Source organism: Limnochordia bacterium (assembly GCA_023230925.1).
Lineage (GTDB): Bacteria > Bacillota > Limnochordia > DUMW01 > DUMW01 > JALNWK01.
In genome coordinates, this window is the sequence record JALNWK010000017.1 from 14,482 (window position 1) to 40,839 (window position 26,358).

28 protein-coding genes and 2 tRNA genes are annotated in these 26,358 nt (G+C 49.1%); 7 read left to right on the forward strand and 23 right to left on the reverse strand.

What is annotated here, in order from left to right; translation table 11 throughout:
- Positions 1-12 precede the first annotated feature (12 nt).
- The 5 genes from M0Q40_05505 to M0Q40_05525 form a co-directional block, all read right to left on the reverse strand.
- Positions 13-399, reverse strand: a complete 387-nt coding sequence (locus tag M0Q40_05505; GenBank protein ID MCK9222067.1) for an FxsA family protein — start codon at positions 397-399, stop codon at positions 13-15.
- Positions 400-422: 23 nt separating this feature from the next.
- Positions 423-1,415, reverse strand: a complete 993-nt coding sequence (locus tag M0Q40_05510) for an acetyl-CoA carboxylase carboxyltransferase subunit alpha (GenBank protein MCK9222068.1) — start codon at positions 1,413-1,415, stop codon at positions 423-425.
- 26 nt (positions 1,416-1,441) lie between these two features.
- The gene (accD, locus tag M0Q40_05515; GenBank protein MCK9222069.1) at positions 1,442-2,305 is read right to left on the reverse strand and encodes an acetyl-CoA carboxylase, carboxyltransferase subunit beta; all 864 of its coding nucleotides are present in this window, start codon (positions 2,303-2,305) and stop codon (positions 1,442-1,444) included.
- Between the two features lie 70 nt (positions 2,306-2,375).
- Positions 2,376-2,600, reverse strand: a complete 225-nt coding sequence (gene mtrB, locus M0Q40_05520) for a trp RNA-binding attenuation protein MtrB (protein ID MCK9222070.1) — start codon at positions 2,598-2,600, stop codon at positions 2,376-2,378.
- A gap of 131 nt (positions 2,601-2,731) precedes the next feature.
- Positions 2,732-6,106, reverse strand: coding sequence for a DNA polymerase III subunit alpha (locus M0Q40_05525; GenBank protein MCK9222071.1), 3,375 nt, complete (start codon positions 6,104-6,106; stop codon positions 2,732-2,734).
- 134 nt (positions 6,107-6,240) lie between these two features.
- Between M0Q40_05525 and M0Q40_05530 the strand changes: the two genes are divergently transcribed.
- Together M0Q40_05530 and M0Q40_05535 are read left to right on the forward strand one after the other, a co-directional pair.
- Positions 6,241-6,567, forward strand: coding sequence for a YtrH family sporulation protein (locus M0Q40_05530; protein ID MCK9222072.1), 327 nt, complete (start codon positions 6,241-6,243; stop codon positions 6,565-6,567).
- 3 nt (positions 6,568-6,570) lie between these two features.
- Positions 6,571-7,053, forward strand: a complete 483-nt coding sequence (locus M0Q40_05535) for a hypothetical protein (GenBank protein ID MCK9222073.1) — start codon at positions 6,571-6,573, stop codon at positions 7,051-7,053.
- Between the two features lie 2 nt (positions 7,054-7,055).
- Here the strand turns inward: M0Q40_05535 and M0Q40_05540 are convergent, their stop codons facing one another.
- Entirely contained in the window at positions 7,056-7,451 is a 396-nt protein-coding gene (locus tag M0Q40_05540; protein MCK9222074.1) for a carbohydrate-binding protein, read from the reverse strand.
- Between the two features lie 171 nt (positions 7,452-7,622).
- Here M0Q40_05540 and M0Q40_05545 point away from each other — a divergent pair.
- Together M0Q40_05545 and M0Q40_05550 are read left to right on the forward strand one after the other, a co-directional pair.
- Positions 7,623-7,698: transfer RNA gene (locus tag M0Q40_05545), tRNA-Glu, on the forward strand.
- 221 nt (positions 7,699-7,919) lie between these two features.
- Entirely contained in the window at positions 7,920-8,414 is a 495-nt protein-coding gene (locus tag M0Q40_05550) for a hypothetical protein (protein MCK9222075.1), read from the forward strand.
- A 110-nt stretch (positions 8,415-8,524) separates the two neighbouring features.
- On the opposite strand, the gene M0Q40_05555 is transcribed toward M0Q40_05550, so the two are convergent.
- The 11 genes from M0Q40_05555 to M0Q40_05605 all read right to left on the reverse strand — a co-directional run bounded on the left by M0Q40_05555 (position 8,525) and on the right by M0Q40_05605 (position 18,802).
- Positions 8,525-8,598, reverse strand: a tRNA-Gln gene (locus tag M0Q40_05555).
- A gap of 62 nt (positions 8,599-8,660) precedes the next feature.
- Positions 8,661-9,500: a CehA/McbA family metallohydrolase gene (locus M0Q40_05560; GenBank protein ID MCK9222076.1), complete on the reverse strand. Its 840-nt coding sequence runs from the start codon at positions 9,498-9,500 to the stop codon at positions 8,661-8,663.
- 88 nt (positions 9,501-9,588) lie between these two features.
- Positions 9,589-11,061, reverse strand: coding sequence for a glutamate--tRNA ligase (gene gltX / locus M0Q40_05565; GenBank protein ID MCK9222077.1), 1,473 nt, complete (start codon positions 11,059-11,061; stop codon positions 9,589-9,591).
- 13 nt (positions 11,062-11,074) lie between these two features.
- Positions 11,075-12,400, reverse strand: a complete 1,326-nt coding sequence (locus tag M0Q40_05570) for an amidohydrolase (GenBank protein MCK9222078.1) — start codon at positions 12,398-12,400, stop codon at positions 11,075-11,077.
- A complete protein-coding gene (gene mtnA, locus M0Q40_05575) occupies positions 12,394-13,371 on the reverse strand; it encodes an S-methyl-5-thioribose-1-phosphate isomerase (protein ID MCK9222079.1) in 978 nt (325 codons plus the stop codon). The genes M0Q40_05570 and mtnA overlap by 7 nt, the downstream gene beginning before the upstream one ends.
- A gap of 41 nt (positions 13,372-13,412) precedes the next feature.
- Positions 13,413-14,171, reverse strand: a complete 759-nt coding sequence (mtnP, locus tag M0Q40_05580; protein MCK9222080.1) for an S-methyl-5'-thioadenosine phosphorylase — start codon at positions 14,169-14,171, stop codon at positions 13,413-13,415.
- Entirely contained in the window at positions 14,168-14,578 is a 411-nt protein-coding gene (locus M0Q40_05585) for a secondary thiamine-phosphate synthase enzyme YjbQ (GenBank protein MCK9222081.1), read from the reverse strand. Before M0Q40_05585 ends, mtnP begins: the two co-directional genes overlap by 4 nt.
- The gene (locus M0Q40_05590) at positions 14,571-15,224 is read right to left on the reverse strand and encodes an endonuclease III (protein ID MCK9222082.1); all 654 of its coding nucleotides are present in this window, start codon (positions 15,222-15,224) and stop codon (positions 14,571-14,573) included. Before M0Q40_05590 ends, M0Q40_05585 begins: the two co-directional genes overlap by 8 nt.
- A 126-nt stretch (positions 15,225-15,350) precedes the next feature.
- Positions 15,351-16,637, reverse strand: coding sequence for a homocysteine S-methyltransferase family protein (locus tag M0Q40_05595; protein MCK9222083.1), 1,287 nt, complete (start codon positions 16,635-16,637; stop codon positions 15,351-15,353).
- Between the two features lie 113 nt (positions 16,638-16,750).
- Positions 16,751-17,749 carry a LacI family transcriptional regulator gene (locus tag M0Q40_05600; protein ID MCK9222084.1) on the reverse strand — a complete coding sequence of 333 codons (999 nt, stop codon included), beginning with the start codon at positions 17,747-17,749 and terminating at the stop codon, positions 16,751-16,753.
- A 9-nt stretch (positions 17,750-17,758) separates the two neighbouring features.
- Positions 17,759-18,802: a Gfo/Idh/MocA family oxidoreductase gene (locus tag M0Q40_05605; protein MCK9222085.1), complete on the reverse strand. Its 1,044-nt coding sequence runs from the start codon at positions 18,800-18,802 to the stop codon at positions 17,759-17,761.
- Positions 18,803-19,162: 360 nt separating this feature from the next.
- Here M0Q40_05605 and M0Q40_05610 point away from each other — a divergent pair, with 360 nt between their 5' ends.
- Positions 19,163-19,384 (forward strand): hypothetical protein, encoded by a 222-nt coding sequence (locus M0Q40_05610; GenBank protein ID MCK9222086.1) that lies wholly within the window; start codon positions 19,163-19,165, stop codon positions 19,382-19,384.
- A gap of 79 nt (positions 19,385-19,463) precedes the next feature.
- On the opposite strand, the gene M0Q40_05615 is transcribed toward M0Q40_05610, so the two are convergent.
- From M0Q40_05615 to hisG, 5 genes are all read right to left on the reverse strand, one after another.
- Positions 19,464-20,744: a pyruvate carboxylase subunit B gene (locus M0Q40_05615; GenBank protein ID MCK9222087.1), complete on the reverse strand. Its 1,281-nt coding sequence runs from the start codon at positions 20,742-20,744 to the stop codon at positions 19,464-19,466.
- Between the two features lie 111 nt (positions 20,745-20,855).
- Positions 20,856-21,962, reverse strand: coding sequence for a sodium ion-translocating decarboxylase subunit beta (locus M0Q40_05620; protein MCK9222088.1), 1,107 nt, complete (start codon positions 21,960-21,962; stop codon positions 20,856-20,858).
- Positions 21,963-21,980: 18 nt separating this feature from the next.
- Positions 21,981-22,337 (reverse strand): biotin/lipoyl-binding protein, encoded by a 357-nt coding sequence (locus M0Q40_05625; protein ID MCK9222089.1) that lies wholly within the window; start codon positions 22,335-22,337, stop codon positions 21,981-21,983.
- Positions 22,338-22,378: 41 nt separating this feature from the next.
- Positions 22,379-22,648: an OadG family protein gene (locus M0Q40_05630; GenBank protein ID MCK9222090.1), complete on the reverse strand. Its 270-nt coding sequence runs from the start codon at positions 22,646-22,648 to the stop codon at positions 22,379-22,381.
- A 149-nt stretch (positions 22,649-22,797) separates the two neighbouring features.
- Positions 22,798-23,685 carry an ATP phosphoribosyltransferase gene (gene hisG, locus M0Q40_05635; protein ID MCK9222091.1) on the reverse strand — a complete coding sequence of 296 codons (888 nt, stop codon included), beginning with the start codon at positions 23,683-23,685 and terminating at the stop codon, positions 22,798-22,800.
- Between the two features lie 304 nt (positions 23,686-23,989).
- Here hisG and hflX point away from each other — a divergent pair, with 304 nt between their 5' ends.
- Together hflX and M0Q40_05645 are read left to right on the forward strand one after the other, a co-directional pair.
- The gene (gene hflX, locus M0Q40_05640) at positions 23,990-25,321 is read left to right on the forward strand and encodes a GTPase HflX (GenBank protein MCK9222092.1); all 1,332 of its coding nucleotides are present in this window, start codon (positions 23,990-23,992) and stop codon (positions 25,319-25,321) included.
- The gene (locus M0Q40_05645) at positions 25,318-25,710 is read left to right on the forward strand and encodes a hypothetical protein (GenBank protein ID MCK9222093.1); all 393 of its coding nucleotides are present in this window, start codon (positions 25,318-25,320) and stop codon (positions 25,708-25,710) included. The genes hflX and M0Q40_05645 overlap by 4 nt, the downstream gene beginning before the upstream one ends.
- On the opposite strand, the gene M0Q40_05650 is transcribed toward M0Q40_05645, so the two are convergent.
- Positions 25,663-26,358 carry a CBS domain-containing protein gene (locus tag M0Q40_05650; protein MCK9222094.1) on the reverse strand — a complete coding sequence of 232 codons (696 nt, stop codon included), beginning with the start codon at positions 26,356-26,358 and terminating at the stop codon, positions 25,663-25,665. The two genes, M0Q40_05645 and M0Q40_05650, sit on opposite strands and share 48 nt — an antisense overlap.

Below are 26,358 nucleotides of genomic sequence, written 5' to 3' on the forward strand. Positions count from 1 at the left end.
AATAAAACATGCTTAGAGGATCTGTATTATTCCCATCTTGAGCCATTTGTGGATTTTCCTAAGGACCAATTCCTTGGCAATCTGCCGGGTTTTGGGTATTAGCAAAACAAACCCCGTGATGTCGGTAAGCAAACCAGGAGTGATCAAGAGGATTCCACCGATGAGAATGAAGAGTCCATCCCAAAGCTGGTCCTTGGGTAGGCTGCCAGCAGCAAGCTCCCGCCTAATCTCTGCAAAAATACGAAAGCCCTGGTGCTTGGCAGCAAATCCCCCGACAATCCCGGTGATCAGCACCAAACCCAAGGCATACCAAGTTCCAAGTCTGCGTCCAATTTCAATAAGCAAGGCAAGTTCAATAATGGGAACAGCAGTAAACAGAAGTGCCAATCGAAACAGCACCGGATTACCCTCTTTCCAAGGTATTAGTCTTCATCTCCAGCCGCCTTGCTTTCCTGCTCCTGTGTTATGAGATACTCGCCCATTTGCCTGAATTTCGCAAGGCGCTGCTCTATTAGTATGTCCGGTTCCAGCCTAACTAGTTCGCTGAAATGCTCCTTAATAATTCCCTTTAGAAGCTTACTGGCAGCCTCTGGATCCTTATGGGCACCACCTAAGGGTTCTGGCACAATCTGATCAATAATGCCAAGTCTTTTTAGATCATGGGCCGTTAGCGACAAAGATTCCGCTGCTTCGGCAGCCCTTGAGGCATCCTTCCACAGGATGGTGGCACACATTTCGGGAGAACAGACCGAGTACCATGCATGCTCTTGCATCAGCAACCGATCACCGACACCAATAGCTAAAGCACCACCACTACCACCTTCACCGGTGATCACACAAATGATCGGAGTGGGCAAAACCGACATCTGGCGAATGCTCTCGGCAATAATTGCACCTTGCCCCCGTTTTTCAGCCTCGATCCCAGGATAAGCCCCCACAACATCAATCAAACTAAGGATCGGTCTTTTAAATTTGGCTGCTTGTTTCATCAGGCGCAAAGCTTTCCTATATCCTTCGGGATGGGGCAGACCGAAATTCCGCGCGATGTTTTCTTTGGTGTTGCGCCCCTTTTGGGGACCAATAATCGTAATCGGCAGATCATCAAGATAGCCAATCCCACCAATAATCGCCTGGTCATCACGGTAGGCCCGATCACCATGCAGTTCCACGAAATCATCGAGCATATACTCAATATAATCTAGAGTCGTGGGTCGTTTGTTATGCCGGGCAATGAGCACCTGCTGCCAGGGCTTTAAGTCAGCGAAGATCTCACGTCTTAAAGCATCGGCCTTATGTTCTAAGGACGCTATTTCCCGAGAAAAATCAATATCTCTTTCCTTGGTGAATGTTCGCAGTTCCTCGATTCGCGCTTCCAGTTCAACAAGGGGCTTTTCCCACTCGAAGATGCCATTTATCAATCACTTCAAACCTCCTTGAGGAACTAATGCATCCCCAACAACTTGATCAACATTTCCTTGAGATCCTTGCGTTCAACAATAAGATCAATCATCCCGTTTTCCATAGCAAACTCAGCTGTCTGAAATCCTTGGGGCAACTTCTGCCGGATAGTCTCCTCTACAACTCGGGGGCCTGCAAATCCGATTAGTGCCTTAGGTTCAGCAACGATCACATCGGCTAATGATGCAAAGGAGGCGTAGACCCCACCCATGGTTGGGTCGGTAAGCACTGAAAAGTAGGGAATTCCCGCATCCAAGATGCGACCAACAGCTTGGCTGGTCTTGGCCATCTGCATCAATGACAGAATCCCCTCCTGCATTCTCGCACCACCGCCACCAGCTGATACCATCACCACCGGAAACCGCGTTTCTAGGGATTGTTCGAACATACGGGTAATCTTTTCCCCTACGGCAGACCCCATGGAACCGCCCATAAACTCAAAATCGATTACTCCGAACATAACCGGATGTCCGCCAATCTGGGCCCTCCCCGTCAGCACAGCTTCTTTCAGCTTAGTCCGTTCTAGGGATTTGGCCAGCTTGTCTTTATAGGATGGAAAGTTAAGGGGATCAGACGAAACCAAATTGCTATTTATTTCTATGAAGGTATCAGGATCCACCAATTGTTCTAGGCGCATCCGCGCATTAATCCGAAAATGATAGTTGCATTTTGGACAAACATATAGATTCTTAGCTACTTCCTTTTGGTAAAGAAGCTCTCCACAACCTTCGCATTTAATCCAAAGTGACTGCTCTTGATTCTTCCGTTCTGCCTCGCTAGTCTTGGTTGCAGTCTGACTTTTCACAGTAACATACCTTGGTTTGCTACGAAATAGGTCCTTCAACATTACTGCACCTCGCTCACCAGCAATTTGTGAACTAGTGGAGGTTTCCTATGAACACCAGCATTGGGCTTCACTAATCCGTCTCCATTTGGCCGTGCCTAGTCCAGATGCGGGCGCGACCGCGGATCTTGATTGCTGAAGTATGCTCGGTAAACTGGGCAATCATGACCTCACCTTTGTCCAACTTCTCACTGTGATGAAACTTCGTGTCCTTGCCCCGGGTAAGACCAATAATCGTTACTCCATCCTCAAGAGCCTTGATCACCACATATTCATCATAAACCGCCGGATTATCCAAATCGTATCACCTCTGACCCTCGACATTACACCAAGAAGGTCAATCTAAGACATAGTTATTCTTCAGTTTAGATACCTATGCTCATTACATGAGAATGATACCATAAAGAAATTCAGCTTGCAAACGACTGTCTAGAGCCTTGATGTTGTCAGGGCAACGGAACAACCTATTCCTTCCAGGCCCGTAGTCAGTTCCTTTGTCGGAGCAACCCACATCTCTTCAGAGAGGAAACTAGAGATCTTGGTCCCATCCTTCACCAACTTCAAGAACACCGGGGTGCTACCGGGATGATCCTTCAATATTTGGTAGCACTGGGACACGGCTAAATCCGACAGTCTCCCGAGATCAACCTCAATGAAAAACAAATGCTCCCCTAAGGGTGCTAAATGCTGTACCAGGAGTTTGGGAGGCTGATCCTCTCTTTGTTCCAGCTTGCCGGTAAGCACCACTTGTGCATATTCGGTGACTAGGGGAGTAGCTTGGGGCATAAGTTGAGGCAGGATCACAGCCTCCACTTCCCCGGAGCCATCTTCAATACTTGCGAACATCATCGGCTGGTTAGTCCGAGTGGTAATTCGCTTAATTCCATTGACAATCCCGATGATCGTGATTCTCGCCCCATCCGGTTGGTCCTTTAGCTCACCAATAGTACTCGTAAAATCACTAAGCTTGGCAAGATGGGGCCTTAGGGGATGTCCACTGACGTATAGGCCAAGAACTTCCTTTTCCATGGCCAGTCTCTGTCGGTAACTGAATTCAGGAGTATCCGGATAGGAAAGGGAATCCGTTACATCCACCGAGAAGAGAGACATCTGCTGGCTTTCCCGTTGTCGCTTATCCCGCTCTGCCATGGCCATTACATCTGGTAGTACCGCCAGCATTGCGGACCGGGAAGGACCTAGGGCATCAAAGGCCCCCGCTTTAATTAGGCTTTCGACAGCATTGCGACTACATAGTTCACTGGGGACACCCTTGCAGAAATCTAACAGTGAGGTAAAAGGCTTCTTCCTGCTCCTGACAATCCCCAAAGCGGCTTTAGCGCCTACGTTCTTAACAGCACCAAGACCGAAGCGAATCCCACCATCAACCGGGGTAAAATCAATATGGCTTTGGTTAATATCCGGGGGAAGTACTGCAATACCCATTCGCTCACAGCTATTGACATAACCAACTATCCGTTCGGTAGAACCCATGACACTACTAAGACATGCCGCCATAAACTCCGTCGGGTAGTGTACCTTCAGGTAGGCTGTCTGGTAAGAGATCCTAGCATAGGCAGCAGAGTGGGATAGGTTGAATCCATAGCCCGCGAATTTCTCCATTTCGTGAAAAACTGCCTCGGCCACACTCTGCTCAACACCCCGGGATACGGCCCCTTGGATGAAGCACTCCTGCTCCTGGGCGATTAATTCAGGTTTCTTCTTGCCCATACCCCTGCGCAGTAGATCCGCCTGACCCGGGGTGTATCCGGCAAGCTCCACGGCAATGCGCATTACTTGTTCCTGGTAAATCATAATCCCGTAGGTGTCTTTTAGAATTGGTTCCAATACAGGATGCATATATGTAACACTCTGCTGCTTTTTCTTCCGCAAGGTGAAGTCCTTAATGCGATCCATGGGACCGGGACGACCTAGGGCTAAAATAGCGACTAAATCATGGATGGTGGTGGGTTGAATCTGCCGCAGCAGATCCTTATACAGGTTACTTTCCATTTGGAAGACGCCTGCGGTATCTCCCTGAGACAGACACTCATAAACCCGGGGACAATCGAGGGGAATTGCGTCTATGTCCACGTCCTCTTGGCGGTGCTTCTTGATCAGCTTTACCGTACGATCAATTACTGTGAGATTGCGTAACCCCAGAAAGTCCATCTTCAGTAACCCTAGTTTTTCCAGATCCTCCATTGGATACTGGGTCACAACAAAGCCATCGTTCATCCTTTGCAGAGGCACGATGTTGGCTAGCTTCTCATCACCAATGATTACTCCAGCCGCATGGGTGGAAGCATGGCGCGGTAGTCCTTCCAGTCTTTGAGCGATATCTAAAAGATCCCTGGCAGCCTGGTCTTCGGCATAGAGCTTGGTAAGAAAATCCGACGCTTCTATGGCTTCGGCAATACTAAGGCCGGGCTCAATTGCCTTAGCCAAGCTATCCACCCGGCCGTAGGCCACACCCATTGCTCTGCCCGCATCCCGGATCGCAGCCCGCGCTGCCATGGTTCCAAAGGTAATAATCTGAGCTACCTTGTCAGCGCCGTACTTTTCTTTAACATACTCAATGACTTCCTCCCGTCGATCATCGGCAAAGTCGATATCAATATCCGGCATGGTCACCCGTTCGGGGTTTAGGAAGCGCTCGAAGACCAGGTTGTACTCCAATGGATCAATGTTGGTAATACCTAAGCAATAGGCCACTAAGCTACTTGCGGCCGAACCCCTTCCTGGACCCACCAAGATCCCCTGGGATTTAGCAAAGTTGACGAAATCAGCTACGATGAGAAAATAAGCGGAATACCCCATCTGCTCGATGATGCCCAGTTCATGTTCTAACCGTTGGCTAATGGGTTCATTCACCACTGGATACCGTTTCTTTGCACCAGTTAGGGCTAGTTCCCGTAAATATGCTGGGGTACTTTGCCCCTTCGGTGGCTCAAAGCGAGGTAACCGAATGCTTCCCATATCCAAAGTAACATTACAACGTTCGGCAATACGCCGTGTATTCTCTAGTGCTTCCGGGCACCAGGCAAACAGCTGATGCATCTCCTCCGGGCTGCGGAGATAGAACCGGTCATTGGGAAAGGTCAACCGGTCCGGAGCGTCTACTGTCTTGTTGGTCTGTACACAGAGCAAAATGTCATGCACCCGGGCATCTTCCTGGTTTAGGTAATGGACATCATTGGTGGCAACCACTCCCACGCCGACCTTTTTTGCCATCCGGACCAATTCAGGATTTACTATGGCCTGCTCTGGCAAGCCGTGGTCTTGGACCTCTAGGAAGAAGTTGTCTTTACCGAAGATATCAATATATTCCTTCAGGGCCACTTCCGCCTGGGCAAGGTTACCTTGGAGAATGTGGCTAGGGACCTCACCAGCAAGACAGGCACTTAGGGCAATAAGTCCCGACGCATGCTTGGCCAAAAGCGCCTTATCCAGGCGGGGTTTGTAGTAAAATCCATCAAGATGAGCCAAAGACACCAATTTGATTAGATTACTGTAACCCTCGTTGGTAGCCGCAAGCAAGACCAAATGATAAAGGGGTTCATCCTTGATCCGATCCTTCATGGAACCGGAGGTGAGATACATTTCCACACCGAGAATGGGTTTTATGCCTGAGGCTATCGCGGTTTCGTAGAAGCGCACCGCGCCGTACATAGTACCATGATCGGTCATGGCTACTGCGGACATACCCATCTTTTGAGCAGAGGAAATAAGCTCATTGATCCGACAGCATCCGTCTAGTAGGCTATATTCTGTGTGATTGTGTAAATGAACGAAGGATACCGGCATCGGATTTACCTCCATCACAGACTATGGTCACTGCTTTCGACACGGTCACAGTATTTCCCTGTCTCCCCTCGGGAATATCCTGCTCCTGGAGCACATAGTCTTTAACAATCCCTAATTCCGGCGGAGTGAGGACCTTGTTACTTAGGATCATCAAAGAGTTACTACTACCTTTTTTTACTGCCTTAGGTGTTATTCTCGGTGGGGCCTTGGTGGGTTCTTTGGCCACCGTGTTGACCTATGGTTCACCCCTAGCCACCATGAATCATTTAGCCAAAGCCTGTAAGCTGTGGGCTGTGGTAGTTGCTATTGGGGGAACCTTTCAGACGATTAAGGCCATCGAGATAGGCTTGGTGGATGGTGAAGTATTTGCCGTGGCCCGACAGTTTTGCATACTCATTAGCGCGTTTAGCGGTGCCCTAATCGGTTACTGGATTATCATCACCCTGACCGGAGGCGACTAGCCTTTGAAGGTACGGCTCTACACAAGGGAACATCTAAAACAGTCACTGGCTATCTTCCTTTTGGGAATCCTTCTTGGATTACTCATCGGAACAATGCGTCTCGCCAACAGGGTAAACACCCTCCTGCTGGAAAATGAGAGTCTGCACTATCGATATAAGACCACGACGTTGCAGCTCGAACGGCTGGAGGAGACTCTAGCCGAAAGACAGGCAGTAATCATCAAAGCAATACAGGTAGAAGTAGTACTTAAGGATCAGTACGTCAAACCTAGGCTTGAGGCAATCATACAGCAACTTCTGCAAGAGCTGATTGGGCAGGAAATCAGCTCCATCGATCCTTTTTTGGTCAGCAAGATCATTGACGGCAGGATAGTTCTAGTTAAAGAACAGCAGTTTGAACTAGAATGTAAACTAGCCTGGATCGCCCCCCAAAGCTTCATTCAGGTTCGAGTGGTAAGACAAGATAGACGACTGATTACTGACTAGCCCTAATGCACCTGAAAAGTCCAGTCCCTGCCATTATTGTTATCCCAGTTCCCTGCCCCATCCTTGAAACAGAAACTAATCGCTTGGCCCCGGTTAACATAGACATTGGTGAGCCAAGCATCCTGTTCACCCTTATACATCTCTACCTCACCCACATCTTGCCACTGGTCTGTACCAAAACCGTAATGCAAGAAGACCGAGTTTGCCCCGGACTGGGCTAATTCGCCATCATACCAAACGGTAACACTGGTACCTTCCCGGATCTCAGCTGGCCTAATCTTGACTCCACCGACTGATTCTAGTACATCGTATCCTTCCGGATGAAACTCTTCTCCCACCTCCACATCCTGATGGCTTTCTTCATCTAGCATCAACCAAGAGCGCAGTCTTTTCAGCATAGGAATCCCCCTCTTGTAATCTGCTCACCCTTATTTTTTTCCCGGAACCGGAATTTATGCAAACCGCTGATTTTGCAAGGTCTAGTAATCTTTACCCCTATGGTCCAGATGATTTTCCTTCCTGTCTCTTTACAGCTAAGGATTACCGTGTTATAATGTGATTCGTGATGGGCCCCCATCGTCTAGTGGCCTAGGACATTGCCCTCTCACGGCAAAGACAGGGGTTCGACTCCCCTTGGGGGTACCAATTCTTTCATCGTTCATTTATATAAATGAACGATTTTTTTACGCCTCCTTGGCTCCGGGGGCTTTTTCTAGCCAATCATTGGATAAAAGTGCTACATCCTTAGATAATCTTGCTTCAAGTGCGATCCTAGTGTATACTATAAGTCGATAAGTTAGTAGTTCCGCGTCCCAAAAAAGGCCATCATTGGTGCACACTGGGGTAAGAAAGGGGATAATAGTCAAATGAAAGCCAGGCCCTTATTGCTCGTATCATTAATAGTAATATCATTATTTGCTTTTGCCGGTTGTGAAAAGGACCCGGGAAATCCAGTTTTGTCTCTTGACAAACAAGGGCAAGATTTCCTAGACAATTGGAATAATGCGGTCCGGCAGCAAAACATAAAGAAACTGGCCAACATGATCACGGAGCCCTTTGTAATCGTTGACGAAAACGGAACCGAGACAGTGTATGCAAAGGCCGATTCCTTCGTAGAGGAGTTCCAAAAGGAAGTCAAGCATTGGGGTTACGAAAACTATGCCTTACGTCCGTCTCAGACAACTATTGTCAATGACAGACTGCAAATCAAAGCTAACCTTTACTATGTAAGAAAGGATCCCGATAAACTCACTCCAACCGGTCTGCCAGTGACCTACACTACCAATAAGACCGTGGAACTGACCTTTGAAAAGGGCGAGAAAAACATTGTGCTAAGTAGGATGAAGTCACTAGCCCAATAGGAACTTGTAAACCAGAGCCCCGTCACATGACGGGGCTTATTGTTATGTCCGGTAGAAAAAATAAGCCTATGCAACTTGTGCATAGGCGTTAACATCTTCTTTGTTTAGGATGGCTGGGAGGGAAGGATTCGAACCTTCATAACGGAATCCAGAGTCCCGCGTGTTGCCATTACACAACCTCCCAACAACAATGCTAGTCTAGCAAAAAAACGAGACGATGTCAACCCGAATTAACCCTTCGTTCTGCTAGAATGGCAGTATCGGATTACTCCAGGCCATCTTTCCAGTGAAATCGGTAATCTGTAGCCGAATATACCTTTGATGCGGCCCCATCTTATATGTAACCTGTTCTATTCCCGCCTCACTTTGAATTACTTGACCGCTGGAACTGTTGGAGATAATATCAACGCGCATCACCCGCGAAAAGCTAGCAAGCACTTCTCCCTCTTCGGAGAGGGTGATTTGCTTAAACAGTGGTCCTTGGGTGGAGAAGTAGCTTCCAAGTTTGAGTGCATCAAGGATACACTGTACCGTGAGCTTAGGAGCATTGACCATCACAAATCCTCCGCCCTCCCCGGCATGGTGCCAATGGGCATCATCCACGGCCACACCATTTAGGTAATTACTTTGGCCAAGCTGGTTGTCCCAGTGCACACCAGAGTATCCCCGGGCAATTGTAAAGTCGCATACTGCATTATACACTTCTAGGGCCGTTACCTTAGTGCAGACGGAGATATCCTGATCGGTTAAGCCCAGCCAATAGGGATGGGCAAGGATCGCCACACCGCCCCAAGCTATAATAGCATCAATTACCTCCTGGCGACTACTTCGGTCGATCTTTGCTGGAAAACTTTCCATGCCCAGACCTACAATATGATAGGCCTCTTCAATACCAGGGATAATCAGCATGTTTTCGTATTGCCCACCAGGGTAGAATCGCTCGTGATCCGTTAAGGCAATAAAGTCATATCCCTCTTGTTGGTACCAGGCGAAGACTTCCTCCGGTTCCTTAGCTCCGTCGGAGCGAGTGGAATGACAATGTATATTCCCGCGAAACCAATCGGGGTGTTCAAAATAGTCCTTCATACAGACCCTCCCCTTCCGGGATCAGTAAAAGTTTGCTTTAGGGCAAAAACAACAGGGGCCCCGGTGAGTCATCCAGGCCCCCACTTTGCTACCCTTGTAGTTCCTTACTCAATTGGTAGGCGTAGCGTAGCCGTTCACAGGTTTTGGCCTTTCCTAACAGAGCAAGCACCTCATACATACCAGGGCTTACTGAAGTACCCGTTACAGCCACCCGCACCGGTTGAATCACCTTGCCAAGCCCTATCTGTAGTTCCTCTTGCATGGCCACAAATACAGGCTCAATATTATGTTCGGTGAAGGGTTCCACCTGAAGTAGACCTTTTAGTAATTTCTTGAGCATATCCGGCACATAGTCCTTAGTCAGGAATTTCCGCACCATTGCCTGATCATAATCGGGCATCTCAGTGAAGAAATAGTAACTTGCACCTACCAATTCCTGTAAGGTCCGCACCCGGGTCTGCACCGCTGCAAACACTTGGGTCACCTTGTCTTTGACTTTCTCATCCAGTGTCTCGGGCAAGTACCCGGCTTGTTGTAACCAGGGTATTCCCATATCCACTAATTCGGTAATAGACAATTCCCGCAGATAGACACCGTTCATCCAGAGAAGTTTCTTTTGATCAAATACTGCAGGGTTCTTGGAAACCTTGGCCAGCTCGAATTTTTCAATGAGATCCTGTCGGGAGAAGAGCTCCGTATGGTCATCATAGGCCCATCCAAGAAGAGCCAAATAGTTCACAAAGGCATCTGCGAGAAAACCATCACTTTGGTACTCCATCACCGACGTGGCACCATGGCGTTTGCTTAGTCTTTTCTTATCCGGTCCTAGAATCATCGGGATATGGGCAAACTGGGGCAATTCATACCCTAGGGCTTCATACAATTGGATCTGCCTTGGTGTATTGGAAATATGGTCCTCACCCCGAATCACATGGCTGATCTCCATAGCCGCATCATCCACCACAACTGCGAAATTATAGGTGGGGCCTCCATCAGACTTCACAATAACAAAGTCATCTAACACCTCATTGGCAAAGGTCACCTTGGCCCGGATCAGATCGTCAATCACGGTCTTGCCCGTCATTTTTGTTTTAAACCGGATTACGGGTTTACGACCCATCTTCTCGTACTCTGCGCACTGCTCTGGAGTAAGGCTTTGGCACCGACCATCGTATTTAGGTGCCCGTCCCTCCTCGAGGGCCGTTTTGCGCATTTCGTCTAGTTCCTCTGGTGTACAGTAGCATTTGTAGGCCCGACCGATACTAAACAACTTATCGACGGCTGCCTGGTAGAAATCCTGCCGTTCACTTTGGATATATGGTCCGAAGTCCCCTCCTACCTCGGGACCTTCGTCCCAATCCATTCCCAACCAGCGCATCCCATCCAGAATACACTGATAGGATTCCTGGGTTGACCGTTCCGCATCGGTATCCTCAATACGCAAGACAAAGACTCCCCGATGGTGTCGGGCAAAAAGCCAGTTGAATAATGCAGTACGCGCCCCACCAACGTGCAAATAGCCCGTAGGGCTAGGCGCAAATCTAACCCTTACCTGTTCCATAAATCGCACTCCCTCAAACAATAGACTTGGCATTCTTGATCCGCCAAGCCCGCTTTTCTATTTGTGCCTTGACTTCTTCTTCGTTTACTGTAAGCACTTTTCCTTTGTGAACCACAAATTCCCCGTTAACCAAGACGGTATCAACATCAGCCCAGCTACCACTATAGATTAGTGATGATACAGCATCTTCTCTGGGATACCAGTGGCAACCACTAGTATCCAATAGTACTATGTCCGCCCTTTTGCCAATCTCTAAGGACCCCAAATCTGGCCTTTTTAGGATAGCAGCAGCATGATTTGTGGCCATGGAGATGATCTGGGACGCAGGCAAAATACCGGGCTTCCCACTAATCCCATTATGGATTAGGGCTGCAAGCCGCATTTCCCTAATGATATCCAGGTTATTATTACTAGCAGCTCCATCGGTACCATAGCACACCTTGACTCCAGCATTAAGCAACTCTATAACCGGGGCAATCCCTGAGCCTAGTTTTAGGTTGCTTCCAAGGCAATGGACTACACCAACCCCGGCCTCTTTCATCAACCGAATATCTTCAGTAGTCAAATGCACACAGTGGGCGGCAATGAGTTGGATCCGGGGATCTAGCAGTCCAGCCCGCTTAAGCATGGCCACCGGGGTAAACCCATAGGCCCTTTGACTCTTCTCGACCTCTTGCTTCGTCTCAGCCACGTGAATATGCACTGGCAGATCTTGTCCAATGGCAAAATCCCTAATCCGCCTAAGAAATGGAATAGAGCAAGTGTAGGGCGCGTGGGGACCTAACGTGATCTTAATCCTTCCTGCGGCTCCATTGTGCCACCGGGCAAGCAGAGCATTGGTTTCCTCAAGACCCGCAGCTCCCTGATCGCGACCCTCGATAATCCCCCGGCAAAGGTAGGCACGGATTCCGATCTCCTCCACCGCCCTGGCGGTCTCGCCTTCATGGAAGTACATATCCACAAAGGTGGTTACCCCGGCTTTCAACATCTCGATACAGGCAAGGAGGCTTCCCCAGTAGATATCCTCTGGCTCCATGCACGATTCTGCCGGCCAGATATACGAATTAAGCCACTCCCATAAATCCACATCATCCTTTAGTCCCCGAAGCAAAGTCATCCCTGCATGGGTGTGTCCGTTGATTAAGCCCGGCAGCGCAACCAAGCCCTGGGCATCAAAGGCATTGATCCCCGGCAGGGTGAGGTGAGCCCCCAGATCCGCTATAACACCGTCTTTAATGTGTATATCCCCTTGTGTATAGACCCGCTGGACCTTATCACAAGTAATGATCTTAGCATTGGTAATGAGAAACTCGCCCTTAGGCAAGTCATCAATTAGCAACTAGCAGACAACTCCTCTATACTCTCCTTGTATGGCTCCCTTAGTACCCCGGATTCGGTAATGATCCCGGTAATCAGGTGATGGGGAGTCACATCAAAGGCGGGGTTCCATACCGAAACACCTGCAGGGGCAATCTGCTTCCCAAAGACGTGGGTTACTTCTTCCCATCCCCGCTCTTCAATGGGAATGTCCTCTCCTTTGGATAGCGTTCGATCAATTGTGGATGTGGGTGCCGCCACATAGAAGGGGACCCCATGCTCCCGAGCTAACACCGCCAATCCATAGGTACCGATCTTGTTGGCCACATCCCCATTGGCTGCCACTCGATCTGCACCGACAACCACTAGGGAGACTCGACCTAGTTGCATTAAGTACCCAGCCATATTGTCGGTAATCAAGGTTACTGGTATTCCATCAACGAGAAGCTCCCAGGTGGTAAGCCGCGCCCCCTGTAAGTAGGGTCTTGTCTCACAGGCATAGACTGAGATGTCCTTCCCTGCCTCCTGGGCAGCTCGCATAACACCTAGGGCAGTTCCATAGTCCACAGTGGCCAGGGCCCCGGCGTTGCAGTGAGTCAAAATAGCGGCTCCGTGGGGCACAAGTTTGGCACCAAACTGGCCCATCTGCTTATTAATCCTCACATCTTCCTCAGCCAAGGCCTTAGCTTTTTTCAACATATGACCATACAGATCATCACCTTGATACTCTTCCAGTGCCGTTAACATCTGGTCAATAGCCCAGAATAGGTTCACTGCAGTAGGACGAGTCTGCCGCAGAAGCTCTGCCGCCTCCTTAACCTTTTCGGGCCCTTTTTTGGCAGCCAAGACCAAACCGTAGGCTGCAGTAATCCCAATGGCCGGTGCCCCCCGGACCACCATTTCCTTAATACAAGAGGCGGCCTGTTCCGGTGTAGTGCATTCAATGGTCACTACTTCCAATGGTAGTTTTCTTTGATCCAGTAGAATCAACATCTCATTTTCCCAGACCACCGGTAACCTTCTTGTTGACAATGTCATCCCTTCCCCTTCGCACATTGGCAGCCCCATTCCCTAGGCAGGCTTTTGATTAGATCCACCAGTAATGCCAAAAACAAATCCTCTTGCTCCTTCATTGCCAAGGTCACTTCCTGGTGAGTCAGTGCATTAGAGGTAAGTCCTGCACCAAAGTTGGTAACCAAGGCCAGAACCCCATAGCAAAGTCCAATTTCCCGGGCAAGAACAGCCTCGGGAGCATTGGTCATCCCCACCACATCGCCCCCAAGTTGGGCGAACATGCGGACCTCGGCTGCTGTCTCAAACCGGGGACCTTCGGTACACACATAACAACCATAACTACGATAGGTAATTCCCACCCTGCTGGCGATATCCTCGGCATACTCCCGTAAAGAGGAGCAATAAGGATAGGTCATATCCGTATGGACAACCTGTTCATCGAAGAAGGTAGTGGGCCGGGTCTTGCTGAAATCCAGAAACTGGTCCGCGATGACTAACGTTCCCGGGGCTATTTCTTCTCGCAGCGAACCTACGGCAGCAATCCCCAACACAGCTTCTACACCCAATTCCCGCAGGGCCCAAATATTCGCCCGATAGTTCACCCGGTGGGGTGGCAAATGGTGATCCGAGCCATGTCTGGGCATGAAAGCGACTAGACGATCACTTTCCTTTCCCAGGAAAACGGTGGCTTCGCCGTAGGGGGTTGGGACGAGGGTCCTCTCACTATCTTGAAAGAACGGCAGCCCATATACTCCAGTTCCACCGATAATTCCGATCATCCCTGAGTCTCCTCCCTTAGAATCTGAATCCATACGGTTCTTGTCCTTGGTCCATCAAATTCAAAGAAAAACAAGCCTTGCCAGGTCCCAAGCAGCAGTCTTCCCTCAGCAATAATCACATTTCGGGAGGTACCAATTAGGCTGGCCTTGATATGCGCGTCGGAGTTTCCCTCACAGTGACGAAACTCACTGCTTCTTGGTACTAGTTCATCCAACTTGGTGGTAATGTCCTGGGCAACATCCCCGTCACATCGTTCATTAATCATGATACCCGCGGTAGTGTGGGGGATGAATACACAGCAGATCCCTGAGGACACTCCCTGCTCATCAACAATACTTTGCACAGTTTGCGTAATCTCTATTACCTCAGTGCGCTCTTTGGTCTTCACGGTAAACGACTTATACATCGGCATTCTCCTTTGCATAATACCTGCAAACATCAACAAGGACGCATTCAGGGCAATTAGGTCTTCGGGCATAACACACACTACGGCCATGCCGAATCAGATTAAGATGAAAAGAATAGTAATCCGCGGGTGCAACCAGCTTTTGCAGAACACTTTGGGTCTTTTCGGCACTGGTCTTCTCATCCACAATACCTAGTCTTTTTGCGATCCGCCAGATATGGGTATCCACTGGAAAAACCGGCTTGTCAAAGGCAAACAGCAGGACGCAGGCAGCAGTCTTGGGGCCCACCCCATCAAGACTGGTCAAGAATGCGAAGGCCTCTTCGGTACTCCGTTGTTCCAGAAGGTCCAAGGATAACTCTCCACATCGGTTTTCAATAGCATGGAGAGCCTTCTTGATCCTAGGTGCCTTAGTTCGAGCCAGACCCCCGGGTCGAATCGCCTCTTCTATCTGGATAACGTCGGCGTTTTTCACCGCCTCCCACGTGGGGAAGCGCTCCTTCAACCGCCGAAAAGCCCGATCTCGGTTCTGATCATTGGTGTTCTGGGATAGAATCGTCAATACAAGCTCATCAATAGCTGCTTTTCTCTTTGTTAAGATCGGTCTACCGTATACCTGCTCCAGTCTGCCGACGATCGTGTCCATAGCATTGGACCAGCTTCCGTGGGGAGGAGTGGTCCTTCACCTCCCAAACTATGGGGTAATCAGGCCTGTGTAATGAAATGCAAAAGTGTCCGTGTTCTAAGATTATCCTTATAAATATCCTCTATGTTATTCCCCAGTTTCGATCCACCAAACATCGTGACCTACCGGTGTCTTTACCGCAACTTCCATACCTATATTCTGATACTCATCTAAGACAAGGATCGCCCCAAATTTCTTCGCAACTTCAGCATAAACGTGAAACCCTGATTCATTAGGTGTGCAGGGCGGCACCACCAAGGCTCTTCCATTATACTCCTTCAGGAGAGTCTCAAGCTTCTCCAGACTTACATCGACAAACACAAAGGGCACCGGGCACATCATCTGCAGCATCCCTATCTCCTCTGGATTGCGCAGAACCAACAAAGAACAGTCTTCATCGGCCAGTTGCATCCAATCGTCAGGAGAACACTCTTTAGCCCGTTGTCCAAGGTTAATTTGGACAAGCTGTCTGCTGCTTGCCGTATAGACCCCTGCTTTCGTGGGCTTTTTGCCGGATATGTGGCATAGGGACTGTCTCATCAGTTCAATATGTTTAGGCGTCGTACCACAGCAACCACCAATGATGTTTGCTCCACTTTCAATAAACTGGGGTACATAGCTGGCCATTTCCTCAGGTGTCAGCTCATAGAAATCCACACCATCAACTAATTTGGGAAGTCCCGCATTAGGCATCACCGAGACAGAATCCGCAATTGGGGCCATGGCTTCAATGATGTTGAGCATTCCCGCTGGCCCTAGGCCACAGTTGGCCCCAACAACGCTAGCACCAAGACTGGATAATACACATGCAGCCACTTGGGGAGAAGTACCCATCATGGTAAGTCCCGAATCCTCAAAAGTCATCTGAGCAATTACCGAAAGACCTGTACTCAAGGCCCCCAAAAGGGCAGCCCGGGCTTCAGCTAAGTCCAACATTGTCTCTACGATAATTAGGTCCACACCGCCCGCAGCCAGTGCCTGTGCTTGGGTCCGATACGCCTCATACACCTCATCAAAGGTAACTGTACCCAAGGGAGCCATCAGTTGTCCGGTGGGGCCCATGGAGCCAGCGACTAGCCGATCCTTGCCAGCCTTGCTTGCCGCAGACTTCGCCAACCGGGCCGCCTTTTCATTGATCTCCCAGACGTGTTCCTCATAGCCATGTTGGGCTAACTTAAAACGGTTGGCCCCGAAGGTGTTTGTCTCCACCACATCAGCCCCAGCCTCTAAGTACACCCGGTGTACATTACTAACCACATCAGGGGCCTTTAGATTATTTAGTTCCGGAAAGGCAAGGTCGCTTCTGTGTTGAAGCATCGTTCCCATTGCACCATCAAAGAGCAATGGTTCTTGTAATCTTGATCTGATCAACATACTCGCCACTCCTTTTATCTTAGTTCAACTATGCTTATTAGTGAAACAATGAGAAAATCCTGCTCCTTGGTAACAGAGCAGGACCTATTTCAGATTTATTTTGGTTGGACCGACTAGACTTGCGATCCACAGGATGAACGCACAATCAAGCGGGGACAAAACACGATCCGCTCCGGAGGATTCTCCTCATCATTCGGGTTAGTTAGCATCTCCAGAAGCTTTGAAGCGGCCACAGAACCCATCTCCTCCATAGACTGACGCATGGTACTAAGACCAATAAAGTCCACAAGATCTATATCATCAAAACCCACGATAGCTAGCTTCTGCGGAATCTGAATCCCCGCCTTCTTAGCGTAGTCCATGATACCAATGGCCTGCTCATCGCTAGCTGCAAAAATGGCTGTGGGAGTCACCCTAGAAAGTAAGGCTGTCGCAGCTTCATATCCTCCGGCTCGGCAGAACTCCGAATTTACCACCAGCTCATGGTTGACTTCGATCCCGTGGTCCGTTAAAGCTTTCTTGTATCCCTGCAAGCGTTGTCGACTGGCATGATAACGCATCAGGCCGTTGACCATACCAATTTCCTTATGCCCTAGTTCAATCAGGTGGGTGACTGCTATTTCCGCCCCTCGGGCATTGTCCGAGACGATAGAAGTAAACTCATGTCGCTCGCTATCCACCAGTACCACTGGCAATCCGGCCTCTTGCAACAATTGACAGTGCCTATCCGTAAGGCGCAAATTGATCACAATAATGCCATCCACGGGTTTTTCGTAGGTTATTCGCTCGAAGATCTCTTCCTTCTGCACCCGGTTTTGCACGTTGTAAAGGATAAGATCCCGACCAGAGTTATCCAGTTGGCCTTGAATACCCTTGAGGACTTCAATGAAGAACCGCTTCGTAAACTGAGGTACAATAACCCCCACCGTATTGGTACATCTTTTAGCCAAACTGCGCGCCACGGCATGGAGACGGTAATTGTGCTTGTCTATCACCTCAAGCACCTTCGCCCTTGTTGCGGGGCTAACATGGGGACTATCATTAAGCACCCGAGAAACAGTCCCCAGTCCCACCCCAGCCTCTTTGGCAATATCGCGAATAGTCAGACGCACATTAACCTCCTACCTGCTATTGAGAAACGACTGAAAATCAATTGGCTTTCCTTGACGATGGGATTCATACATCGCCAATACCATGGCCATGGCCACCTTGCCCGCTTTACCATCAATGACAGGCTTACGCCCCGCTAGTAGGTCAGTGTAGTACTCCTCAATCTGACGGATATGGGAAGGGCCCCAGTAACTCTTACCAAGCACTAAACCTTCCTTTTGGGTAATTGTAGTCTCTCGATTATCCACCTTGATGACGGCTTTCCCCTTATATGAACCAATGACCTCAGCGATCCCATTCTCACCAACAATTTCCAGGTAAACCGGTGCATCATAGGCATAGAAGCAGTTGCCATAGAGACAACCCTGGGCACCGTTGCCGAACTTGATGTATGCTTCCGCGACGTCATCCACCTTGATATAATCATGGGCATGGGTAGCGTAGGTCGCCCGGATGGTTTCCACATCACCGACTAGCCATTGCATCAGGTCAATGGTATGAATCGCCTGGTCAATAAGAAACCCGCCGCCTTCTTTGTCCCATGTTCCTTTCCAATCGCTTCCTTTGTAATATTCATCGGTTCGCTTCCAGGTAATGAATGCACGGGCACCCAGTATCTTCCCTAGTTTGTTACTATCAATGGCTTCTTTTACAGCAACAGAAGCGTCGTTGTATCGGTTCTGGAAAATAACACCAAGGGTCACACCATTTTTTTCTGCAGCTTCAATCATGGCATCAGCATCAGCTACAGAAAGAGCCATTGGTTTTTCCGTCAAGATATGCTTACCGGCATTTGCTGCATCAATTGCCATGTCCTTATGAAGATGGTGGGGCGTACAAATCTCTACAGCATCAATGTCATCCCGGGCCAGCATCTCCTTGTAATCTAGGTAATAATCCTTACAGTTGTACTTGACGGTGAAATCCTTGGCTCGGTCCTCTTTGATATCGCAGACTGCAACCAGTTCCGTCTGCTCAAGTTCATTCAGTGCTCGCGCGTGAACATTAGCTACTCTACCGCATCCAATAAGTCCAACCCTTACTTTTTGACCCACTACCCATTCCTCCACATTAGTATTTGGAACCGTTTCCGTATGTCCACTTTACCCTGTTTGTTTTCAGTTGTCAAGATCTACAGTACCTACTATTTGCGCCATCGAAAGTCATCTTGACTAAGACATTCAGGGGAAAATACGCCCTTTCCCTGGGCATCCTACAGGAAGTAGGAACTCTTCTGACCCACAGGGCAAACCTAAGGTATTGCACCCCGCGCAATTTTGGGGTATCATAAATGATTAGTGAAACAAGGGGAGAGCAGTCACGGTACTTAGATCAAACCCAAGCTTCACATTTCAGTTCACTACCACGTTGGCAGTAGTAAACTATTACTTCACATTGAATCAGGAGGGATCCGTATGCCGACGTATGAATACAAATGCTCCAAGTGTGGTCGTTTCGAACAAGAGCAACGTATCACCGACCCTGCCTTAGAGAAATGTCCAACCTGCGGAGAGCCTGTTAAAAGGCTAATCAGTCACAATGTCAATATTATCTTTAAAGGACCTGGTTTCTACGTGACCGATAGCAGGAAAGAGACTCCAGCTTCCTCATCTGACAGTGAGCAGAAAGTCTCCTAGGGTGAGAACCTCCGCTTTTGTTTCTTTATCAAGTTAAACGATGACTTTGGTGATACCAAAGTCATCGTTTTTCTTTTCGCTACGCGTTGCCGTTAAGGTAGGCCTTGGTCTGTTCGGGGAACATGATGTAAGCTAGTACCTCTTCCTCGGACACATGACTGTAACCTAGCTTCTTTAACTCATCTGTAGCAGTGGGCAAGCCAGGTTTTAGCAGATCTGCAGGTCGACAGGTGACAACTTCCCCATCGTTAACGATCCGGCTTTTGATCTCTTCACTGATCTCGCCTGGCGGCTGTCCGTAAAGGCCCTTGACGTAATCCTTGACTTCTTTAGATAGAATTCCGTAGCGTTGTCCAGTCACTACGTTAAAGACCGATTGGGTCCCCACGATTTGGCTCATGGGGGTCACCAGGGGTGGATAACCTAGTTCCTGGCGCACCCGGGGAACCTCGGCAAATACCTCTTCGATCTTGTCCACCATCCCCTGCTCCATCAGCTGGGATCTTAAGTTGGACAACATACCGCCAGGAATCTGGTAGCTCAGAACCTCAGGATCCATGCGGAGTGGTGCCACCACTTCACCGTACTCCTTCTTGATCTCCTTGAAATACTGGTTAAGAGCCTTCAGCTGGCCAAGATCAAGTCCGGTATCGTACTCGGTCTCCTTCAACGCAGCCACCATCGTCTCTGTGGCTGGCTGGGAAGAACCAAAGGCCAAGGCCGAAAGGGCTGTATCAATGACGTCTACCCCAGCCTCAGCAGCCTTAAAATAGGCCATACCGGCCAATCCACTGGTATAGTGGGAATGAAGCTGTACCGGCAAACCCACCTCGGCTTTCAGCCGTTTGGTAAGGTTGTAGGCAGCGGTGGGTGTAATTAGTCCTGCCATATCCTTGATACAGATAGAATCAGCACCCATCTCCTTAAGTGCTTTGCCCACCCGAACATAGTAGTCGAGATTGTGGACCGGGCTGATGGTGTAGACAATAGTGCCTTGGGCATGGGCCCCGGCCTGTTTCGCAGTCTTAATGGAAAGCTCCATATTGCGTACATCATTGAGTGCATCGAAAACGCGAACAATTTTGATGCCGTTCTCCACTGAGTGGCGGACAAAGGCCTCCACCACATCGTCGGGATAATTCCGATACGCTAAAAGATTCTGGCTGCGCAAGAGCATTTGCAGGGGCGTTTTGGTAATCCGCTCACGCAGTTTACGTAGGGTTTCCCAGGGGCTCTCTTTCAGATAGCGCAATGATGCATCAAAGGTAGCTCCACCCCAGGCCTCTAACGAATGGTAGCCAACACTATCGATTTGCTCAGCGACCTCAAGCATATGGTTTCGACGCATCCGGGTTGCCATTAACGACTGATGGGCATCCCGTAAAATCGTCTCGGTAATTCCTATTTTGTTTTTCCCACTCAAAACAAGCAACTCCTCTCGGATAAGGTCATCCAGTAAGCAACTAATGACTTACCCCAATATTGCCAAGAACACCCCTGCTGCAATGGCAGAACCAATCACTCCGGATACATTCGGGCCCATTGCATGCATCAACAGGAAGTTCTCGGGGTCCTCTTCCTGACCCATCTTCTGGACCACCCGGGCTGCCATAGGCACAGCCGAAACTCCCGCCGCACCAATGAGGGGGTTGATCTTGTCTTTAGTAAACAGGTTCATTATTTTCGCAAACAGAACACCGGTAGCCGTACTGACCATAAAGGCAAAAACACCAAGGAGCAAAATACCGATTGTCTGCAAGGAAAGAAATGTGCTGGCTTGGGCCGAGGCACCTACCGACAAGCCTAGAAAGATGGTCACAATATTGATTAACTCATTTTGGGCTGTCTTTGCCAAACGATCAACCACGCCGGCCTCGCGGAGCAGGTTACCTAGCATAAGGGAACCTAGAAGAGCAGCCGCGGAAGGCAAAAACAAAATACCAATCACTGTAATCATAATGGGAAAAATAATCCGCTCGGCCTTGGAAACTTCCCTAAGTTGCTCCATGCGGATACAGCGTTCCTTCTTGGTTGTCAAAAGCCGGGCAATTGGTGGTTGAATTACCGGAACCAAAGCCATGTACGAATAAGCAGCAATTGCAATCGGCGCTAGTAATTCCGGTGCTAGCTTTTGGGCCAAAAAGATCGCGGTGGGGCCGTCGGCTCCGCCAATGATACTGATCGCTGCCGATTGTTTAAGCGTGAACCGAGCAGCAGCCCCCAGAAAGGTGATGAAAATACCGATCTGTGCTGCTCCACCTAGCAACATGGTCCGGGGACTAGCAATTAAAGGACCAAAGTCAGTCATCGCTCCCACACCTAAGAATACTAGTGGAGGATATAACCCTTTCTTTACACCCAACCCGATAACGTCCAACAAGCCGTCGGTGTTTAGCAGATCAGTAGCTGGCAAATTGGCAAGAAGGATGCCAAACCCGATGGGCAGCAGCAATAGAGGTTCATAGCGTTTCTTGATTGCCAGGTAAAACAGAATAAAAGATACCACGATCATCACCAATTGCTGCCAGGTAATACTGGCAAAACCGGTGCTCTTCAGAAAATCAACGAACTGTGTCACTCTAACTCACTCCCTAATTTACTGCTTAAGGCCCACCAGTTCCTGACCCGCCTCCACGGTCTCTCCAGCAGCTACCAAAACCTGTGCCACTGTTCCAGACACGGGCGCGACCAGTTCGTTCTCTAGTTTCATTGCTTCTAACGTCAGGACAACCTGCCCCTTCTCTACTTTATCCCCGACCTGTACCCTCACAGAGGTAATACTGCCTCGTAAAGGAGCCTTGACATATCTCAGACTGCTATCGGCGACTGGTTTTGCTTTTGGAGTCTCTGCCTTCGGGGATACAGACTGCTTCTCCTCCGCACCACCGTTAGTCTCTTCCACTTCAACCATGTATACTTCTCCATCAACACTGACTTTGAATCTACGTACCATTGATTCTTTGCCCCTTTCCCACTGGTAAGTTCACCATAGGTTTAGTCTTTCTTTGTGATGGTGATACTCTTTATCTTGTCCACATCGATTAAAGTACTTAAAACCGCCGTGATAGCGGCTATTTGTGGTTGGTTTCTCGTCTCTTTGGTTATACCGGTGGGTGCAGTTGCCGGCACCATCTTTTGCCGTTTCGTCCTACTGGCAATCACCTGGCCCATCAAGCTTACCAACCAGGCAAACAAAGCTAAACAGAACATAACAACCACTGCACCGACAATAGCAAGGGTAATCGCCTCGGTTAACTTGCTCATATCTACATGTAACCCTCAGCTAGACACAGGCTAGAGGGTCCCCGTCACCTCCTTTAGCGTGATTCAAGATCCTTGCACACTGTGCTGTGCCAAAGACCACGTAATATATTCGGTAATGCCATATACATTCCTGCCGCCGAATTGGGAAATTAGCTGATAATCTTGCTGATAGGAATTTCTAGAATGTCCTCTGCCCCAGCCGATACCAGTTTGGGTAACAGGACATTAATCCCTTGACGATCAACCACTGTTTCCACGGCAACATAATCATCGGCATCGGAGTATAGCTGCGAGATCGTGGGAGCCTTCATCGAGGGAAGAAGTGATAGTACTTTCTTCAGGTTAACCTTGGCCACGTTCATCTTTAATAGCACTCGCCCCCGAGCCATGAGGGCCCCCAGCAACAGTGTTTTGATCTCACTAATCGCCCGGTGTTTTTGCGGATCTTGTTCACTGTTGGGATTGGCGATTAGCGTGGTCTTGGATTCGGAGATCACATCAATAATCTTAAGGCCATTGGCTTTTAAGGTCGTACCCCTTTCTGTTAACTCCACTGCCACATCGGCAATCTCAGGTACCTTCGCCTCGGTGGTACCAAAGGAGAACTCGACCTGAACATCAATGCCCTTTTCAGCGAAGTACTGCTTAGCGAGGGTAACATATTCGGTGGTTACCCGACTACCCTTAGGGATATCCTCAACCCGGTCAATACCCGAACTTTCATGAACCGCGACCACAATCCGGACCGGATGGGACGTAGCCTTGCTGTAAGGTAACTGAGTGACCACTTGCACTCGTTCTTGACAGCCTCGCTCCATAATCCAATCAAGACCGGTAATACCTAGGTCAAACAGACCCTCGGCAACATATAAAGGTATTTCCTGGGGTCGCATAAACCGCACCCGGGAAATACGGGGATCATCGATTTCCCCTTCATAGCAACGGGAATTGTAGCAACTTACCGCCAGCTGCGCATCTTCAAACATCTGCAAGGTTGGTTTTTCCAGACTACCGGTGGGCAAAACCAGCTTCAACATACGCTTAGTCTCCTTCTCAAAAAGATGTGATTAGTCCTCTATGTCCCAAAGAGAGCGGCCCTTGAAAACCTTTTGTTCCCTGTCCCATACAAAATCCCGACAATACTAAGGTTAAGGCTCTAGACAGGCAATTATCCGCTGCCTATTCCCATAAATACTATAGCATCGGGCTTGTGATTGTCAAACCACTTTTATCACTTTTTGCAAACCCTTAGCAGACGCAGCCCAAAGTCTGTGGATCTTAAAGGAGCAATCCGCTATACTAATAGGGTAAACACCCTAAGCGAGGTGAGTCCTTACTAATATGATACCCGAACGGGTCCTACTTATCGGTGTGCAGATACCACCCACCCCAGAGTATATGGTGCAGGCCTCTTTAGCTGAGCTAAAGGAACTAGTGCAAACTGCCGGAGGATATGTGGTCAATCAGTTGACCCAATCCCGACCTTCTATTGACCCTGCGTACTGCATCGGCACCGGACTACTATCCGATGTAGCCAAACAGGTCACAGAACGGGGTATTGACACAGTGGTCTTTGATCTTGAGCTTTCTGAGACCCAAGCCCGTAATCTGGAACAGAACCTCGAATGTAAAGTCTTAGACCGAACCCAGATTATCCTGGACATCTTCGCGCAAAAAGCTCGGACCAGAGAAGGCAAGCTGCAAGTTGAACTAGCCCAGCTAAAATACCTACTACCCAGACTAATCGGACGTGGCCAAGAGCTTTCTAGGCTGGCCGGAGGAATTGGTACTCGGGGTCCGGGAGAAACCAAGCTGGAAAGTGACCGCCGAAGAATCAGGCGCCGCATTAGTATTTTGGAAAGGGAAATAGATCAAATTGCCGCCCAGAGACAATTGCATCGTCTGGAGCGCAAACGCCGCCAAGTACCAATATGTGCTATTGTTGGCTATACTAACGCGGGCAAGAGCTCCCTTTTGAATCTGCTCAGCGGCATTGAAAATGTCGGAATCGACCAATTCCTATCAGCGGATAAGCACACCCAAAGATCCATGGCAACAGGCTTCTCCAACATGGAAGTGGCCGCGGAGAACAAATTGTTTGCTACCTTAGATCCCACGGTGCGCCAGATTACCCTCCCCGGGAACCTTCCGCTAAATATCGTAGATACTGTGGGATTCATCCAGCGCATCCCCCATTCCCTAGTAGCCGCTTTTCGCGCTACCTTAGAAGAAATCACCAAATCGGATCTAATCATCCACCTGATCGATGGAGCCCATCCTATGCACGAACAGCAGCTGCAAACAGGTAGTGAGGTGCTAAGGATGCTCGAAGCAGAACGAACACCCACCATCCTGGTATACAACAAGATCGACCAGTGCTTAGATGATTACCCCTTTTGGCCCGAGAACGCGATCGGCATCTCCGCCAAGACGGCAGAGAATATCGAACAGCTTTACCAACTCTTAGTAGAACAATTAAGGCAAAGCCGCGCCCAGTTTTCCTTTTTTGTTCCCTATGAAGAGGGTCAAGTAATACATGCGCTTCACGAACTTGGTGAGATTACCAACCAAGATTACCTTGAACAGGGGGTCAAGGTAATAGCCAATCTGCCCCACGCTGTGGCCGGCAGGTTCCGGGAATACCTTTGCACCAACGGAGAAGAACAACTATGACACAATCTGAAGATAGCATCACAGAGACTTTAGTTCTAGCTTTCATTGAATTGATCCACGAACGAAAGATTCGAGGCAAACAATTCCTCGCCGCCACACAACAGACCATCGCCTCCCTGCTAAGTGAATCCACAGGACTAACCCTGACTCCGCGACACATCCAGACATTGGCAAAGTCCATGGAACAGGCAAATCTAATCACCATCGGCGGTGGCGGCATCGGCTATCCTAACACCTATGATACCCGGGAGGACGAAATGGGACCACAGGATTTTTGGAATCAGGTTGACGCCTTTCTTATGGTATATGCACATCCTAGCAGGGATAGCATCAAGTCCCAGTTAGAACTCCACCGAGAGAAGGCTCTTGGGGGTAATAATCCCCAGTAGGGGATCCGTGGAAAGCCCTCTTTCGCTAATTAATAGTGCTCTAAGCGTTTTACCATCCCGTCCGGCAAAGATCTCTCGGGCATCATAGGCAGTGGTATCCGGGGGTATAAAGGCCGCAGAGTTATCACAATCTATGAAGGATAGGACTTCTTTGACCGGTGCTTCCTTGAGTTGTTGCATACTTCCAAATTGGGCCTGGGCCACCCACCGAGTAATCTCCTTTTCGGTAATAAACCCACAGTATTTGCTTCCTCGGTCATAGACGGGAAACTTCGAGTAGTCCTTTCGTACTACAAAGTCAAAGACCTTACCCATGGGATCATTCACATCAAGGGTCTCAACATCAATTTTGAACAAGGGATAAACATTAAGTGGTCGAACAAGGGCATCGCGGATTTTCTGAATATGTTCAACTGTCTCAGGGAGGGGATCGGCGATCACCCTCTCTGGTTCAGTGCGTTGATGGACAATAGCATTTCTCAGATCCGCATATTCCCGAAGATCATCGGCATAGGCCCTAACCACAGCGCTCTTGCTTGAAGCCAAGCCAACAAGCCGCCCAAAGCTCTCATGTCTCTTACTGTTAACGATCCGCGCCAGATGCCGTTCAATCTGATGAAACGTCGCTAAAAAAACATCGGCATTCAT